This is a genomic window from Streptomyces sp. NPDC001920 (assembly GCF_053594495.1).
Genome location: NZ_JBSFEP010000010.1, coordinates 240,192 through 256,144 on the forward strand (window position 1 = coordinate 240,192; position 15,953 = coordinate 256,144).

A 15,953-nucleotide genomic window follows, 5' to 3' on the forward strand; every position below is an offset into this window, starting at 1 on the left:
AGAGCAGACTCGGGCGGACCGGAACAAGACATGCGAGGCAGCCCACAGTGACCGAGATTCGGCGCGGCGTGACCGAGATTCGGCGCGGCACTCTTCAGGAGCAGACCTTCTACGAGCAGGTCGGCGGGGAGGAGACCTTCCGCCGGCTCGTCCGCCGTTTCTACGAGGGTGTCGCACAGGACCCGTTGCTGCGGCCCATGTACCCCGAGGAGGACCTGGGCCCGGCCGAGGAGCGCCTCACCCTGTTCCTGATCCAGTACTGGGGCGGCCCGACGACGTACAGCGAGAACCGCGGCCACCCCCGCCTGCGTATGCGGCACGCCCCCTTCACCGTCGACCGGGCGGCACACGACGCCTGGCTGAAGCACATGCGCGACGCCGTCGACGAGCTCGGCCTTTCCGAGGAGCACGAGCGGACGCTGTGGAACTACCTGACGTACGCGGCGGCGTCGATGGTGAACACGGAGGGCTGAGAGCCTCTCGGTGGCCGGACACCGGGATGGCGCCGGATACGGGGGTGGCCGGACACCGGGGTGGCCGGATCCGGACGGCGCCGGTGCAGAAGGGGCCCCTCTGCGTCCGGCTTTCCTTCCGTGGCCGGCGTTCCTTCCGCGACAGGGTCAGCGGACGCTGACGTCCAGCGCCCCGAGTCCCGCCCTGCGGACTGCGATCGACCCGTACGGCGTACGCAGTCTCAGCCATGCGCCCGACGAGAACAGCCCCAGCTGCGCCGCGTCGGGCGCGTGGGTGCCGCCCGGTGCACGCAGGAAGCCCAGCGACTGAGCCGCGTGCACGGCCCGCACCGGCAGCCGGGTGTCCCCGACCGCCCGGGACCAGATCTCCCGCCCGATCTGGTCGAGCTCGGCCCGCGTGCGGCTCTCCGGCGCCAACTCCTGCGTACGGGAGCGGAATTCGGCGACCACCGCACCCACCATGGCCCGCAGCTCACCCGGTTCCGGCAACCCCGGCTCGCGCCGCCAGCCGCCGCGCGGCGGAAGCACCCCGGCCCACGGCGGGCCGGTCACGGCGGCCGGGACGACGGCCGTGGCCGCCGCCTCGTCCACGGACTCCAGCAGCTCACCCGCGGAGACGGTCACATCGAGTGTGATGTCGAGCCCGTTCTCGTACGGTTTCGCCAGCCGTACCGCGCGGATCGCCAGCACCTCGAAGGACGGCGGCCGCCCGAAGACGGCGAGCGCGGTGCCGGCCCCCTGCAGGCGCACCGCGGCCCCACGGTCGTAGTGGAGCAGCCGGGAGAGGAAGGCCGCGAGATCCGCCGCCTCCCCCTCGTCGGCGAGGTGGAGCACCGTCATGCGGCGACGGCCTCCTCCTCGTCGTCGTCCATGTACTCACGGAGGAACTCGCGCTCCTCGGAGGTGAGCCGACGCGGGCGCTGCGCCTCGAAGTCGAACGGCACTATCACCGTCGACGCCCGGACGTAGACGAGGTCGTCGTCCTTCACCTCGTAGGTGAGGGTGAAGGACGCCGCGCGGATCTGAGTGACCCACAGCTCGATGTCCACGGGCGTGTGCCGGTGGACGAGCTGCCGCTTGTAGTCGATCTCGTGACGCGCCACCACGGACCCCTGCTTGAAGTCCTTCTCCGGGCGGAACAGGAAGTTGATACGCGCTTCCTCCAGGTAGCGGAGGAAGACCACGTTGTTGACGTGGCCGTACGAGTCCATGTCCGCCCAGCGCAGCGGGCAGCGGTAGATGTGCCGCAAGACCGATCAGCCCCGGGTCAGCTTCTTGTAGGTGGCCCGGTGCGGACGCGCCGCGTCCGGCCCCAGCCGCTCGATCTTGTTCTTCTCGTACGACTCGAAGTTGCCCTCGAACCAGAACCACTTGGAGTCACCCTCGTAGGCGAGGATGTGCGTGGCGACCCGGTCCAGGAACCACCGGTCGTGGGAGACGACCACGGCGCAGCCCGGGAAGTCGAGCAGGGCGTTCTCCAGCGAGGAGAGGGTCTCGACGTCGAGGTCGTTGGTCGGCTCGTCCAGGAGCAGCAGGTTGCCGCCCTGCTTGAGGGTGAGAGCGAGGTTCAGGCGGTTGCGCTCACCGCCGGAGAGCACGCCGGCCGGCTTCTGCTGGTCGGGGCCCTTGAAGCCGAAGGCGGAGACGTACGCGCGCGAGGGCATCTCCACCTGCCCCACGTTGATGTAGTCGAGCTCGTCGCTGACCACGGCCCACAGCGTCTTCTTCGGGTCGATGTTCTCGCGGCTCTGGTCGACGTACGAGATCTTGACGGTCTCGCCGACCTTGATGTCGCCGGAGTCCGGCGTCTCCAGGCCCTGGATCATCTTGAAGAGCGTCGTCTTGCCGGCGCCGTTCGGGCCGATGACACCGACGATGCCGTTGCGCGGCAGCGTGAACGACAGGTCGTCGATCAGGACCTTCTCACCGAAGGCCTTGCTGAGGTTGTTGACCTCCACGACGATGTTGCCCAGACGCGGGCCCGGCGGGATCTGGATCTCCTCGAAGTCCAGCTTCCGCATCTTCTCGGCCTCGGCGGCCATCTCCTCGTAGCGGGCCAGACGCGCCTTGGACTTGGCCTGCCGCCCCTTGGCGTTGGAGCGGACCCACTCAAGCTCTTCCTTGAGCCGCTTCGCGCGCTTGGCGTCCTTCTGCCCCTCGACCTTCAGACGGGTCTGCTTGGTCTCCAGGTACGTGGAGTAGTTGCCCTCGTACGGGTAGGCGCGCCCGCGGTCGAGCTCAAGGATCCACTCGGCGACGTTGTCGAGGAAGTACCGGTCGTGGGTGATGGCCACGACCGTGCCCGCGTACTTGGCGAGGTGCTGCTCCAGCCAGTTCACCGACTCGGCGTCGAGGTGGTTGGTGGGCTCGTCGAGCAGCAGCAGGTCGGGGGCCTCCAGGAGCAGCTTGCACAGCGCGACGCGGCGCTTCTCACCACCGGAGAGGTTGACCACGGGCCAGTCGCCGGGCGGGCAGCCGAGCGCGTCCATGGCCTGCTCCAGCTGGGCGTCGAGGTCCCAGGCGCCTGCGTGGTCCAGCTCCTCCTGGAGCTTGCCCATCTCGTCGAGCAGCGCGTCGGAGTAGTCGGTCGCCATCAGCTCGGCGATCTCGTTGAACCGGTCGAGCTTGCCCTTGATCTCGGCAACACCCTCCTGGACGTTCTCCAGGACGGTCTTCTCGTCGTTCAGCTTGGGCTCCTGCATGAGGATGCCGACGCTGTACCCGGGCGACAGGAAGGCGTCACCGTTCGACGGCTGCTCAAGGCCCGCCATGATCTTCAGAACGGTCGACTTACCGGCACCGTTCGGGCCGACGACGCCGATCTTCGCTCCGGGGAGGAAGCTCAGGGTGACGTCGTCGAGGATCACCTTGTCGCCGTGCGCCTTGCGCGCCTTGCGCATGGTGTAAATGAACTCAGCCAAGAGAAACCGTCCGGCAGCTTGAAATCTGGCAGTGGGCAGATACACCCCATCTTGCCCGACGGCTACCCCTGGGGGGAAACCCGTATGGTCGAGGGACTCTGACCTGGGGCTTCGCTGCTGGCGGCGGTGGCTCGACTGTCAGCGTCGGTCGTCGTTGAGTGCCCTCGGGCGCCCTCGCACGGCCCAGAGACGGCCCAGGGAACGATCACTCGGCGGACGTCCGCCACACATCCAGCCGGACCCTCACCTGGTGGTTGTGGGCGTGCCAGAAGACCTCCCCCTCGACGGAGGCACCGAGGGCGGGCAGCTCCATCCCCAGCGGCATGGCCGTGATCTCGGCCAGCGCCACGGCGTCGGGCACACCATCTATACGTATGAAGACGCCGAAGGGCTGGCGACCGATGACCTCTCCAGTGATGTGGGTCCCCACTGGCAGAGCTGCGACGGTCGCCGCCCAGCTCCCGAGAACTACGTCCGCGGTCGGCAGGTCGGGGCCCGTGGGCCACGCGTACTCATCCATCTGCAGATCATGACGCAATGATGGACCTGGGGCTTAGAAGGCGCTAAGTGTGTTCGCCGGGGGTCGGTCACTGACCTGGGCAGCTACCCCTTCCCCTGACAGCTCGCCACCTGACGTCGACACACATTCGACACGGCTCGCAGCCGGTTCACGGCCGCCGGTAGGCCGAGAGGTCGACACCCGCTTCTGGCGTCCTGCTGAAGGACACGTAGGCGGGGTGCTCCAGATTCACACGTTGCCCACACGAAGACAGCCCAGCGTGGGCTGGACCTGATGGAAGTCGGCTTCGCCGACGGGCTGCAACACCGGGGGACCTGCCCTGTGGTGTTGCAGCCGTCGTGAGCTGGCTGGCTGGAATGGCGAGCCCGAACCCCACAGCCTCACGTGAGGTAACTGCTGGCGCGGCACCGGTCGACTGGAGTCCGCCACGATTCCGCACCACCCAGGACTATGTTGCCCGTATCTCCTGGTGGTGCCTCGGGTATGAGGGGGAACCATATCGCTCCAGACTATTGCGGGTCGCGAAGGGCAGGAGCACATCAGGCGCCCGCTCTGGCAGCGGTGCGTAGTCGGCGCGCACATGACATCCCTCGCTGTGCTATCAGGCTTGGAAAGCGTTCGCTCTCCAGTGCGATGCCAGGTTGTGACCCTTGGCTGTGATGGATTGCCTGCGGCAGGGGACGGTGCCGAGCATCCTGGACGGGTGACAAGACGGAATGCGGTCACGGTCGCAGTAGTGGCAGCCGGGGTAGCCATGCTAGGCCTGGGTGCCTTCTTCGCCGTGGTCGGCCTGGATCGGGCGGACAAGGTGGCTAGCGTGCTGGGGGCCTTCATCGGGCTGGCTGGGCTGGCGCTATCCAGCTACGGGATCGTGCTGGCCCGCCGCCCTTCGCCGGCACCGGCAGGGCGGACGCCTGCCGCAGACCAAGGGGTGTCTAACACCTTCAGTGGCGGCACCGCCTACGGGCCGGTGGTGATGGGGCGGGACATCACCGGTTCGGCCTCCTCCGCTCCCGGTGCGACCCCGCCGACTCCACCAAGGCAGGAGCCCCCCCAGCCGTAGGACAGGGGGTGGTTGGGTGTGATCGATGCAGGGGGCGAAGGGCATGGCGTTGTGGCGCTGGTGGCGTCGGCGGCCTGTAGTGCACACCGGTGGGGACACCGCGAACGTGTTCTCCGGCGGGTCGGTGCGGATGCTGGTACAAGGCCGCGACATCGCCTTACATCTACCCAGGGATGTGCCCTCCGCCATGCGAGGGATGCCCCCGGCACCGTCGGCATTCACCGGCCGCACAGACGAACTCACCGAATTAGCGGCGTTCCTCGCTCCGCGCCCGGATGGCGAAAGCCCGGAGACAGTGGCGGTCCATGTGGTGACGGGGATGGCTGGAATCGGCAAGACCGCACTGGTACTGCACACGGCTCACGCCGCACTGAAGGCAGGCTCCTTCACTGGTGGCGCGGTGTTTCTGGACCTGTACGGCTACGACCCTGACCGGCGCTTGCAAGCCGACAACGGCGCGATGGAGCTCCTTGGCGCCCTTGGCGTGCCTGGCGAGGTCATCCCTGCAGGCGCGCAGGCCCGCGGGGCGCTGGTGCGTACGGTCCTGGCGGAACTGGCAGATGCCGGGCATCGGGTGCTTATCGTGTTGGATAATGCCGCTGCCAGTGACCAAGTGGCGCCGCTGTTGCCTGGCGATGGAGGCCATCGTGTGCTGGTCACCTCCCGCCACATCCTCACTGCCTTGGGTGTGCCCGGTATGGAGGTTGAGGTGCTGCCTCCCAAAGCTGCGCACGCTCTGCTCGCCGCGGCGCTTCAGGCCGCGCGTCCTGGAGATTCCCGGCTGCGTCGTTCCACCTCGGCATCCCGGGCGCTGGTAGAGGCGTGCGGAGGGTTGCCGCTGGCTCTGCGGATCACCGCCGGACGTCTGGCTGCTACGCCTGACCTGACCGTTGGAGCTCTCGCCGCAGATTTGGCGAACGCTGCCCAGCGCCTGGAGATGCTCAGCGATGGTGAACGCCCGGTGAGGGCCGCGTTCGACCTGTCCTACACCCACCTGCGCACAGTCGAAGGCGAAGCTGCCGCCCGAGCCTTTCGGTTGCTGACGGCCTGCCCGTGGCCAGAGTTCACCACCAACGCTGCCGCCGCCTTGATCGGCCAGGACCGGGCCACCACTGCCCAAATGCTGGGCACCGTCTTGGCCCGCGCGCACCTGATTCAGCAGGCGGGCCCAGACCGGTGGCGGATGCATGACCTGATCCGCCTGTACGCCACGATGCTGATCGCTGACCACCCTGATGATCCCGCCGACGGCATGGAGGAGTTGCTCACCTACTACGTCGACACCGCCGCCGCCGCCGACCAAGGGTTGAGCGCACCCGAGGGGCAACCGGGTCCGGAGGTCTTCCCTACCCCGCAGCATGCATGGGCGTGGTTCGATACCGAGCGCGCCACCTTGCTGTCCGCCCTGGACCTGATGGCAGCTGACAACCGCCACACCGCTGCCCTCACTCTTGCCCTCGCCTTGAATACCTACCTCCATGGGCGTCGGGACTTCCTTCACGCCGTCCACGCTGCTGAAGTCGCCTGCACCGCCGCTCGCACCCTTAGCGACCGTCACAGCGAGGGGAGGGCATGGCACAACCTCGGCATGGCTCTGGTCGAGGGGCGGCGGTTCGAGGAGGCCACTGACGCCTACGAGCATGCCCGCGACCTGGCCCGTGCGACCGGCAACCGTCACGGCGAGGCCGCCGCATGGCACAGCCTCGGCATGGCCCTGGCCGATATGCGGCGGTTCGAGGAGGCCATTGACGCAGGCGAGTATGCCCGTGTCCTCCTCCAGGAGACTGGCGACCGTCACGGCGAGGCCGCCGCATGGCACAGCCTCGGCATGGCCCTGGCCGATATGCGGCGGTTCGGGGAGGCCATTGACGCAGGCGAGCGTGCCTGCAGCCTCTTCCAGGAGACTGGCGACCGTCACGGCGAGGCCGCCGCATGGAACAGCCTCGGCATGGCCCTGAGCGGGGAGTGGCGGTTTGGGGAGGCCATTGACGCCTACGAGCGTGCCTGCAGCCTCTTCCAGGAGACTGGCGACCGTCACGGCCTGGGCACCACATGGCTCAACCTCTGCATGGCCTTGACGAATGTGCGGCGGTTCGGGGAGGCCATGGACGCAGGTGAGCGTGCCTGCAGCCTCTTCCAGGAGACCGGTGACCGTCACGGCGAGGCCGACGCATGGAACAGCCTCGGCAATGCCTTGAGCAAGGTGCGGCGGTTTGTGGAGGCCATCGACGCCTACGAGCGTGCCTGCAGCCTCTTCCAGGAGACCGGTGACCGTCACAGCGAGGCCCAGGCATGGAACAACCTTGGACTCACCCTCCGTGGTGTGCGGCGGTTTGAGAAGGCCATCACGGCATGCCAACGCGCCTGCACCCTCCTCCAGGAGACTGGCGACCGTTACGGTGAGGCCACCGCTTGGAACAGCCTCGGCAGTGCCTTGAGTGATGTGCGGCGGTTCGGGGAGGCCATTGACTCCTACGAGCATGCCCGCGACCTGGCGCAGGAGACCGGTGACCGTCACAGCGAGGCCACCGCATGGCACAACCTCGGCAATGCCCTGGTCCAGGTGCGGCGGTTCGAGGAGGCTATTGACGCCTACGAGCGTGCCTGCAGCCTCTTCCAGGAGACCGGTGACCGTCACAGCGAGGCCCACGCATGGAACAACCTTGGCATGGCCCTGGCCGATATGCGGCGGTTCGAGGAGGCTATTGGCGCAGGCGAGCATGCCCGTAACCTGGCCCATGAGACCGGCGACCGCGACCTTGAACTCCTGATCATCCGCCATCTGCGATCGGTCCTGCAGCAGATTGAGGCTGTACAGGCATCCGAGGATCGTAAGGTGCCGAAGACTCAGACGCCACCCGATATGGGAGCGTCCTCATTCAACGGCTCACTAAGCCTGTTGTTCCCACCCCCGACAGGTCCGCTGGAGCAGCAACCAGGTGATCAGCGAAAGTGAAGCTGGTCCTGGTCTCAGTTTTGGTCCCATTCACTGGCTACGAGAAGTGCCGCCTCCGCCCGCGCGGCCGGCGACCGGGGAGAGCCCGGCTACGGCAGTCACCTCGACCGGGACAATGACGGCACCGGCTGCGACTGGGGCTGACGCACCAACGTTCGCCCAATGACTGGCGTGAGTCTGCTGCGGGCGGACAGGTGGGACACATCCTGAATGGCAGGCTCCGGGCGTGCGCCACGTGCAGCTACTCGCTCTCTTCGACTGGTTGTCCCACCGGTCACCGGTTGCCACCCGTACGCGGCGATAGGCCATGATGCCGATGCTCCGGGAGCCCGCTCACGCGGCCGGCGGAGCGGCTTTGGGCTGGAGCTGCTTTGGGGCGAGTGATCATGGCCCCGTAAGCTTGCGGCGCGTCGGGCAGTCTGTGGACCTGCCCGGTAAGGCACGACGTTGGGGCCGTGATCTTCGAGGCTCGCGCCAAAGTGGCTGGCTAACTGCCTGTTCTCTATCCGCTCGCGTGGTCGGTGTGGTTCGAACAGGGCGCTGGTTCGGGTGAGTTGAGCGGTGTTGAGGCATGACGGAAGGGCCTCTTGGTAGCTCGCGGTTGTCGAGTCCAGCGAGAAGCAAGAGGCCCTGTTGTCGAAGTGTCGCGTGATCGTGGTTGCCGGGTCCAGTCCGTCCACTCCTGGGTGTGACTGTCTCGCCCATCGGTTCGGGAATGCGGCCGACCGGCCGGAACGCCGTCCCCGGTACGGCTCGGACATGAGCGATGCCGAGTGGGCACGGGTGCGGGATCTGCTGCCGGTGCCGGCCTGGCTGGCGGGCCGGGGCGGTCGTCCGGAGGGCTACTGCCACCGGCAGATGATCGACGCGGTGCGCTATCTCGTCGACAACGGCATCAAGTGGCGGGCGATGCCCTGCGACTTCCCGCCCTGGCCGCGGGTGTATGCCTTCTTCGCCCGCTGGCGGGATACGGGGCTGGTGGCCGAGCTGCACGACCGGCTGCGTGAGGCCGTCCGCCGGGCGGAGGGCCGCGATCAGGAGCCGAGCGCGGGGGTCGTGGACTCGCAGTCGGTAAAGGCTGACGCCACGGTCGCCCTCGCTTCACGGGGATACGACGCCGGGAAGAAGATCAACGGGCGCAAGCGCCACCTACTCACCGACACACTCGGCCTCCTGCTGGCCGTGGCTGTCACACCAGCGTCGACGACCGACCGGGACGCCGCCCGCATCCTGCTGCCCGCAGCAAAGAAGTACTTCCGGCGGCTGGCGCGCATCTGGGCCGACGGCGGCTACTCCGGCCACCTCACCGACTGGACCGCTCAGGACCTCGGAGTCGTCCTCGACATCGTCCGCCGCAGCGACGATGCCAGCGGCTTTGAGGTCCTGCCCCGCCGCTGGGTCGTGGAGAGATCCTTCGCCTGGCTCCTGCGCAGCCGGCGCCTGGTCCGTGACTACGAACGGCGCATCGAGACCAGCGAAGCTATGGTCCTGTGGTCGATGACCATGCTCATAAGCCGCCGCCTGGCATTCCAGCACCAGGAACCTGCTCCGGTGTCGGCGGCATGAACCTGCCCGGTTTCTCCTCGACCAGCCAGCCCCGTTCCACCAGCCGTTTCAGCCGGGCCCTCGCTCCTTCGACGCGGGAAGCAGAGGCACTGTCCCAGCCCAGCACCACCGCTGCCCGCCGGGCACCCAGCCCGTCTCCTCCCGCCTCCACCGCGGCGGCCATCAACACCTGACAGTCCGGCGACAACTCCTCGGCCCCGGTGGCGTTCTGCGGCTGAGGCACCGCCCGGCGCGGTCCCACCGGCTTCCGCCGTGACACCCCGCCGGTCACCTCGGCGGGCGCATCCGCCTCGGCCAGTGCCTCCAGATACTGCTCCAGGCCGATCACCCGGCGCCTGAGCGCCTCTTCCGCGTCCGCCAGAGCCGCCCGCACCCGTACCAGCTCGGCTTCGAGTTCCTCCACCCGCACCGCCGCGGCCTTCCGCCGCGCTTCCAACACCGCCCGCATCGACGGCATCCGCCACCCCCACGACATCTCGGCCAGCAACGAGCCGAGACTCCCGCGACAGCAGCCATCTCATGTCTGACCAGCGAGAACCACACACGAGGTTCGGAAAGAGAACGACCTCTTTAAACCCGTGGAGCCGACCGCCCCAGCCACGACATACCCCTTCTCTGGCTTAGGCGGCTGCGGGGCGGAGACAGGAGCGCAGGCCCGGCCGGCGCCCGGGCCGTGCGCGGGGAGCGGAGCGAGCCGCCTTGATGAAGTCTTCGCCGTTCGTGCGGGCCTGCCCGAGCGCTACCGTGCCATGGTCGACGTGGGGGCAGGGTGCGGCCTGCGACAGGGCGAGATCTTCGGCCTGGCCGTCGACAACATCGGTGACCTCGGCTGGCTCTACGTCCGCCAGCAGGTCAAGAAGGTTCGGGGCACGCTCGTCTTCGCCCCACCCAAGCGCGGCAAGCTCCGTGACGTCCCCCTCGATCCCGAGGTGTCGGCCGCGCTCCGCGAGCACATGGCGACCTTCCCGCCCATCGAGGTGACCTTGCCCTGGCTCACCCCGACCGGCCCCAAGGTCACGCACCGGCTCGTCTTCACGAGCAGCATCGGCGCAGCCATCTGGAGCCAGGGGTTCAACGACCAGGCGTGGAAGCCCGCGCTTGCATCCGCCGGCATCATCCCGACCCCCGAGAAGGGCGAGCGTCACGCACCCGCCCGCGAACACGGCATGCACGCCCTGCGCCACTTCTACGCCTCGGTCCTCCTGGACGCCGGGGAGAGCATCAAAGCCCTGAGCCTGTACCTCGGTCACAGCGACCCGGGGTTCACCCTCCGGGTCTACACGCACCTGATGCCGTCCAGCGAGACCCGGACCCGGAAAGCCATCTCCGCGATGTACCGGGCCGCCGGTCACGCCCACGACGGCCCAGAGACGGCCCAAGCCGCCTGACACGGCCCCTCATCGGCAGGAAAATCGCTGGTGAGGGGTCTTTTCATGCCCTCTCGCGGTAAGTAACACCCCATCTTGCCCGACGGCTACCCCTGGGGGGAAACCCGTATCGCCGAGGGGACCTGACCTGGGGACTTCGCTGGTGACACCCGTACCGGATCACTGAGCCACGACACCGGGGAGCCGCCGGCCGCCGAGGGCGCCGGTCATGGCCGCCGAACGCCCTCCGCGTGTCCGATCCCGGTCGGACTCCTGTCATGCCCCGCTCAGTCCCGCGCCGGCGCTTCCTTTTTGCGCAGGAGGACCAGGGCCGTGCCGCCGATCAGGACCAGGCCGATGGCGATGCCCGCGATCAGCGGGGTCATGCCGGAGCCGCCGGTCGCGGCCAGGTTGGTGTCGTCGGAGGTGGTGCCGACCGTGGCGGGGGTGGGCTCGCTCAGGGTCTGGGTGACGGTGCCCGCCTCGTCGGCCTCGGCCGCCTGTGTCTTGCAGTCCAGCACCCCGGCGAACCGCTTCTTGAAACCGCCCGGGCCCCGGATGGTGAAGTCGTAGGCCTGGTCCTCCTGCAACGGGACCGTCACCGTGCGTGACTCACCCGCCGCGATGGTGTACTCGGCGCCGAGCAGCTCGAAGGTGAACGGCTCGTCGCCCTCGTTGGCCGCGGTGATGTCGACACCGTTCTTGGCGCAGTTCTCCGTCGCCGACAGCGCGGGTATCGCGCCGCTCTTCGCCCAGGTCGCGCTCGCCGTCGCCGAGACGGTCGACTCGCTGGAGCCGGCCAGGATCTGCGTCTGACTGCGGCTCTCGGCGGCGAAGGCGCGGCCCACCGGCACGGTCGTCGAAGCCTGCACGGTCAGCTCCGCCTGGCCGTTCGCGGCGTCCTCGGGCACCTCGAAGAACACTTGGCCGCCGTCCGCCGCGGAGGTGACGGCCTTGCCGTCCTTGTCCACGATCCGCACACCACTGGTGGCCGCGTCGGCGGGCGGTGTCACCGTCACGCTGTCGGCGTCGGTGTGCACCGTCACGGGGCCGATCCGCTCACCGGGGTGACCGGAGACGGCGGGCGGGTCGAGGGTGAGGGAGGCCCGGGGCTCCGCGACGTCCCGCGCGTTCTTCTCCAGGTGGTCCGCGAGTTGCTCCGCCTGCGGGTCGAGTGCGTCGACCTTCACGCCGTCCGAGTACCGCCAGATGGCGACCTGGGTGCCGGACGCCGCGTCCTGCTCGGTGAGGGCGCCCTTGACGCCCGCCTCGGCGGCGAGTGCCGCGAGGTCGTTCACCTGCGGGTAGGAGTGCTGCAGGATCCAACGGATCTTGCCCGCGTCCTTGTTCGCGCCCAGGGAGGTGCCGCTCCACGGCGTCTCGTGGTAACGCGCGTCCCGCTGCGTGGGGTTGTGGATGTCGACGCAGTAGGTCTGCAGGGTGCCGCCGCCGTCGACGGACATCTCGAACAGGCCCGCCGAGATCTGCTGGTCCCCGGAGTCGGCGTGGACGACCGCCGCGCCGTACGTCTTGAGGCCGCCTATGGTGGCGGCGGCCCCGCCCTGACTCTGCGTTCTCCCGTCGGCCGCGATCGCCGTGCCGGCACCGGTCATCGCCGAGGCGGCGACGAGCCCGGAGACAAGGGTCGCGGCGGCGAGACGGGCCGCCCCTCGCCCACGCACCGACAGCGCAGAGAACGCAGCAAACACAGAATTCCCCTTCGAGCAGGACCCGTTGACGTGGGGGGTACGGTCCCACCAGCAGAATCAGATGCCCCTAGAGCTATTTCCGGCATCCTAAGGACGCCGCGCACCACGCTTCCCTGTGATCCCGTCGGAGGGCCGATCCGACTCGGAATCGTTATCGCCAGGGCCCGCCGCGAGCAGGGCTTATCGACAAATCCACCAGGGTCGTTCGGCGCGCATTCGTCGATAAGCCGCAGTTCGGTCAGCTACGCCGCGTGACTGACGTCACGTCACGGCCATTGCTTCGGAGGCCTGTTGGGCGTCGCCGTCCGCAGGGGGTGTCTCCCAGTCGGGCTCGGGCCGGGCCGGTGCGGACACGGCCCCCGACTCCGGTCGGGGTGTGCGGCGGAAGGCCGAGGTGCCGCGCGCGAGATCGTGGCCGATCGCCACCGCGTCGATGTCGGCCGAGGTCCAGCTCTGTCCCTCGCGGACGTCCGAGCGGACCTTGAGCCTGCCCTGAACCACCACCGGATCGCCGACGTTCAGCGACCCGGCGGCGTTGGTGGCCAACTGCCGGTTGGCCCACACCGTGAAGAAGTTGGTGTGACCGTCGGTCCACTCGTTCTTCCCCCGGTCCAGGTAGCGCGAGGTCACCGCCAGCCGGAACCGCGCGGACGGCCCCGTCGCGAGTTCCCGGTACACCGGCTGCGTGGCCACGTTGCCCACCGCGCAGATGATCGTCTCGTTCATTGCGAACCCCTCCCTGGCCCGGCCGCCTTCGCCGGGCGGATACGCGTACGGGCCCGTCCCGTACGGCTGCGTCCGTCTCCCCGGTCGACCGCGTCCGCCGCGATCGCCGTGAAGCCAGACTGCCTCCGTCGGGCCGAGCCCGCTGAGCCCTGTGGATCACCGCTGGGCTGTGGATATCCCCGCCACCCGAACGGGTCACCGCCGGCCACCACGACCGGCGGCCACGCCCCCTGCCGGCCGTCGCCAGACACGTCACCGCGACACCGCGACAGCCACCCGAATTCCCCTCCCCCGGCCACGGGTCGCCCCCTCACCTCACGCCCAAGCCCACCCCCATCACCCTCCCGTACTGCTCCCGAACCTCCCGGTAGCGCAGCAGTTCGGCCGCCACCGGATCCAGTACGCGGGCCCGACCGCAGCCGGACGCCGCTTCCCGCAACCGGCGTTCCGCCTCCAGGCCGTACCGCCGTGCCGGTCCCCGTGCCGCGATCCGGCAGCCCCACTCCACGAGCGGGCCGCCGACGATGCCGGCCACCATCAGCAGCACCGGCACGCCGAGGTTGGGCGCCATGATCCCGATGATCTGCGCCACCAGCCACAGCCCGCCGACGACTTGCAGGATCGTCATGGCCGCCTGCACCAGCACGGCCGCCGGCCACCACCCCGGCCGCGGTGGCCGCCCCGGCGGCAGTCCGGCCCGCGCGGCCAGTTCGTCCAGCGCCTCCGGCAGTCCCTGCGCCCCCCGTACGGCCGCCTCCCGCACCGCCTGTGCCCAGGGCGCGGGCAGCCCGGCCGACGCCTGCTCGGCGACCGTACGCACCGCTTGTTCGACGCGCTGGCGCGCGGTGGCCTCCTCGTCCGTCTGGGCCCGAAGGGACAGGCGTCCCGTCGGAGGTTCGCCCCGGTCCTGGTACCAGCGCCACAGCCGCAGCCACGGGGTCCCGCACGCGCGGTTGGCGTTGCGCAGCCATGCCCGTTCGGCGGCCTCCCCCGCGGCGGTGGCGCCGATCGCGTCCGCGAGCCGGGCGGAGAACTCGTCGCGCGCCTCCTCGCTGAGTCCGGTCCGCCGGTGGGCGGCGTACACCGGCCGCAGCCGCCAGCCGGCGGCGTCCATGTCGGCGGTGATACGGCGGGCCGGCGCCCCGCGCTCCGCCACGAACTGGCCGAGCGCCTCGCGCAGATCCCCCACGCCTTCCCCGGTGAGGGCGGACAGCGCGAGCACCGTCGCCCCCGGTTCACCGTGCTCGCCCAGCGCGATGCCGTCCTCGTCGAGCAGCCGCCGCAGGTCGTCGAGAACCTGGTCGGTGGCCTCCCCGGGCAGCCGGTCGACCTGGTTGAGGACGACGAACATGACCTCTGCGTGTCCGGCCATGGGCCGCAGATAGCGCTCGTGCAGAACGGCGTCGGCGTACTTCTCCGGATCGACGACCCAGATGACCGCGTCGACGAGCGCCAGGACGCGGTCGACCTGCTCACGGTGCGCCACGGCCGCCGAGTCGTGGTCGGGCAGGTCCACCAGGACGAGCCCGCGCAGCTGCCCGTCCGCGGCCGCGCTCTGCGCCGGCCGGCGCCGCAGCCGCGGCGGGATGCCCAGCCGGTCGATGAGCCCGACCGCGCCGTCGCTCCAACTGCACGCGAGCGGCGAGGCGGTCGTCGGCCGCCGTACGCCCGTCTCCGAGATCGTCACCCCGGCCAGCGCGTTGAACAGCTGCGATTTGCCGCTGCCCGTGGCACCGGCGATGGCGACGACGGTGTGCTGCCCGGAGAGCCTGCGCCGCGCCGCCGCCTCGTCGAGCACCCGGCCCGCCTCGGCGAGCGTCTTGCCGTCGAGCCGGGTGCGCGAGAGACCGACCAGTTCGCGCAGCGCGTCGAGGCGGGACCGTAGCGGCCCGTCGTAGGCGAGCGGCATCACGACCGGCTTGCCGGGGGCCCGGGGCTCCGCGGCGGCGGGCTGTTCCGGAGCGGGGGAATCACCGACCCGGCGCGCGATCAGCCCGTCGTCCCAGGGGGTCGTGGAGTCCGCGGCGGGAGCGGGGGCCGGACGGGAGGAGGAGCCCGCGCGCGGAAGCTCGCCACGGGACTCGGTACGGGGCGCAGAGGTGGTGCGGGAAGCGGCGCCGGTACGGGCCTTCGCGCGGGAGGTGTCCTTGCGCGGGGAGGAGCCCCTGCGCGCTGAGGTGTCCTTACGGGAGGAGGGCTCCGTGGACGGGGAGGGCTCCTTGCGGGAGGCCTGTCTCGTACGAGGCGGGACGGCACCGTCCTCGGAGCTCCCGGAGTCGGGGACACGCACGCGCGCGTGGCCGTCGGCGCCCTCCGCGCGCGCGGGGGTGCCCCCCTCGTCCGCGGTGCCGCGAGCGGCGTCGTTCTCCGCGTCCCCGCTCACGGGGGCGTCACCGTCCTCCACACGCGCGTGCCGGTCGCCGTCTGCGCCGTCGGTCCGGTCGTCCTGCTCACCCGTGCGCTCGCCCTCGCCGGTTTCGGCGGCGGGGTGGGTTTCGGCGGCGAGGCTGTTCTCGGGGACGGCCTCCCCGGAAGTGGGCTCCATGGTGGCCTTCCCGCGCTCGGCGTTGTCGGGGGCGCTTTCGTGGGGGCGATCGATGCGTTCCGTCTGGTCCTGTTCCATCTGGTCCTGGTCAGTGACGGCAGTCACCG

The 15,953-nt window shown here is 69.7% G+C and carries 11 protein-coding genes and 2 pseudogenes; 5 read left to right on the forward strand and 8 right to left on the reverse strand.

The window, feature by feature from the left end; translation table 11 throughout:
• The first annotated feature begins 68 nt into the window (after positions 1 to 68).
• Complete coding sequence (locus tag ACWCPI_RS19155) at positions 69 to 473, forward strand: globin (protein ID WP_451039221.1); 405 nt, start codon at positions 69 to 71, stop codon at positions 471 to 473.
• A 147-nt stretch (positions 474 to 620) separates the two neighbouring features.
• Here ACWCPI_RS19155 and ACWCPI_RS19160 read toward each other — a convergent pair whose 3' ends face one another.
• The 4 genes from ACWCPI_RS19160 to ACWCPI_RS19175 form a co-directional block, all read right to left on the reverse strand.
• Positions 621 to 1,313 carry a hypothetical protein gene (locus ACWCPI_RS19160; protein WP_451039222.1) on the reverse strand — a complete coding sequence of 231 codons (693 nt, stop codon included), beginning with the start codon at positions 1,311 to 1,313 and terminating at the stop codon, positions 621 to 623.
• Positions 1,310 to 1,723 carry an acyl-CoA thioesterase gene (locus tag ACWCPI_RS19165; RefSeq protein ID WP_451039223.1) on the reverse strand — a complete coding sequence of 138 codons (414 nt, stop codon included), beginning with the start codon at positions 1,721 to 1,723 and terminating at the stop codon, positions 1,310 to 1,312. Before ACWCPI_RS19165 ends, ACWCPI_RS19160 begins: the two co-directional genes overlap by 4 nt.
• 6 nt (positions 1,724 to 1,729) lie before the next feature.
• Positions 1,730 to 3,394 carry an energy-dependent translational throttle protein EttA gene (ettA, locus tag ACWCPI_RS19170; RefSeq protein ID WP_451039224.1) on the reverse strand — a complete coding sequence of 555 codons (1,665 nt, stop codon included), beginning with the start codon at positions 3,392 to 3,394 and terminating at the stop codon, positions 1,730 to 1,732.
• 205 nt (positions 3,395 to 3,599) lie between these two features.
• Complete coding sequence (locus ACWCPI_RS19175) at positions 3,600 to 3,914, reverse strand: hypothetical protein (protein ID WP_451039225.1); 315 nt, start codon at positions 3,912 to 3,914, stop codon at positions 3,600 to 3,602.
• 1,088 nt (positions 3,915 to 5,002) lie between these two features.
• On the opposite strand from ACWCPI_RS19175, the gene ACWCPI_RS19180 reads away from it, so the two are divergent.
• The 3 genes and pseudogenes from ACWCPI_RS19180 (at position 5,003) to ACWCPI_RS19190 (ending at position 9,499) form a co-directional block, all read left to right on the forward strand.
• Positions 5,003 to 7,933 carry a tetratricopeptide repeat protein gene (locus ACWCPI_RS19180; RefSeq protein WP_451039226.1) on the forward strand — a complete coding sequence of 977 codons (2,931 nt, stop codon included), beginning with the start codon at positions 5,003 to 5,005 and terminating at the stop codon, positions 7,931 to 7,933.
• Between the two features lie 45 nt (positions 7,934 to 7,978).
• Positions 7,979 to 8,077, forward strand: a pseudogene (locus ACWCPI_RS19185) (excalibur calcium-binding domain-containing protein); the annotation flags it as partial.
• Between the two features lie 615 nt (positions 8,078 to 8,692).
• Positions 8,693 to 9,499: an IS5 family transposase gene (locus tag ACWCPI_RS19190; protein ID WP_451039227.1), complete on the forward strand. Its 807-nt coding sequence runs from the start codon at positions 8,693 to 8,695 to the stop codon at positions 9,497 to 9,499.
• Here ACWCPI_RS19190 and ACWCPI_RS19195 read toward each other — a convergent pair.
• Positions 9,441 to 9,947 carry a hypothetical protein gene (locus ACWCPI_RS19195; RefSeq protein ID WP_451039312.1) on the reverse strand — a complete coding sequence of 169 codons (507 nt, stop codon included), beginning with the start codon at positions 9,945 to 9,947 and terminating at the stop codon, positions 9,441 to 9,443. The genes ACWCPI_RS19190 and ACWCPI_RS19195 overlap by 59 nt on opposite strands.
• A gap of 253 nt (positions 9,948 to 10,200) precedes the next feature.
• Between ACWCPI_RS19195 and ACWCPI_RS19200 the strand changes: the two are divergent.
• Positions 10,201 to 10,887 (forward strand): annotated as a pseudogene (locus ACWCPI_RS19200) (tyrosine-type recombinase/integrase); the annotation flags it as partial.
• Positions 10,888 to 11,153: 266 nt separating this feature from the next.
• On the opposite strand, the gene ACWCPI_RS19205 reads toward ACWCPI_RS19200, so the two are convergent.
• The 3 genes from ACWCPI_RS19205 to ACWCPI_RS19215 form a co-directional block, all read right to left on the reverse strand.
• The gene (locus ACWCPI_RS19205; RefSeq protein WP_451039228.1) at positions 11,154 to 12,575 is read right to left on the reverse strand and encodes a Cys-Gln thioester bond-forming surface protein; all 1,422 of its coding nucleotides are present in this window, start codon (positions 12,573 to 12,575) and stop codon (positions 11,154 to 11,156) included.
• Positions 12,576 to 12,836: 261 nt separating this feature from the next.
• Positions 12,837 to 13,301, reverse strand: a complete 465-nt coding sequence (locus ACWCPI_RS19210; RefSeq protein WP_451039229.1) for a single-stranded DNA-binding protein — start codon at positions 13,299 to 13,301, stop codon at positions 12,837 to 12,839.
• Positions 13,302 to 13,611: 310 nt separating this feature from the next.
• Positions 13,612 to 15,951, reverse strand: coding sequence for a GTPase (locus ACWCPI_RS19215; protein ID WP_451039230.1), 2,340 nt, complete (start codon positions 15,949 to 15,951; stop codon positions 13,612 to 13,614).
• Positions 15,952 to 15,953: the final 2 nt, after the last annotated feature.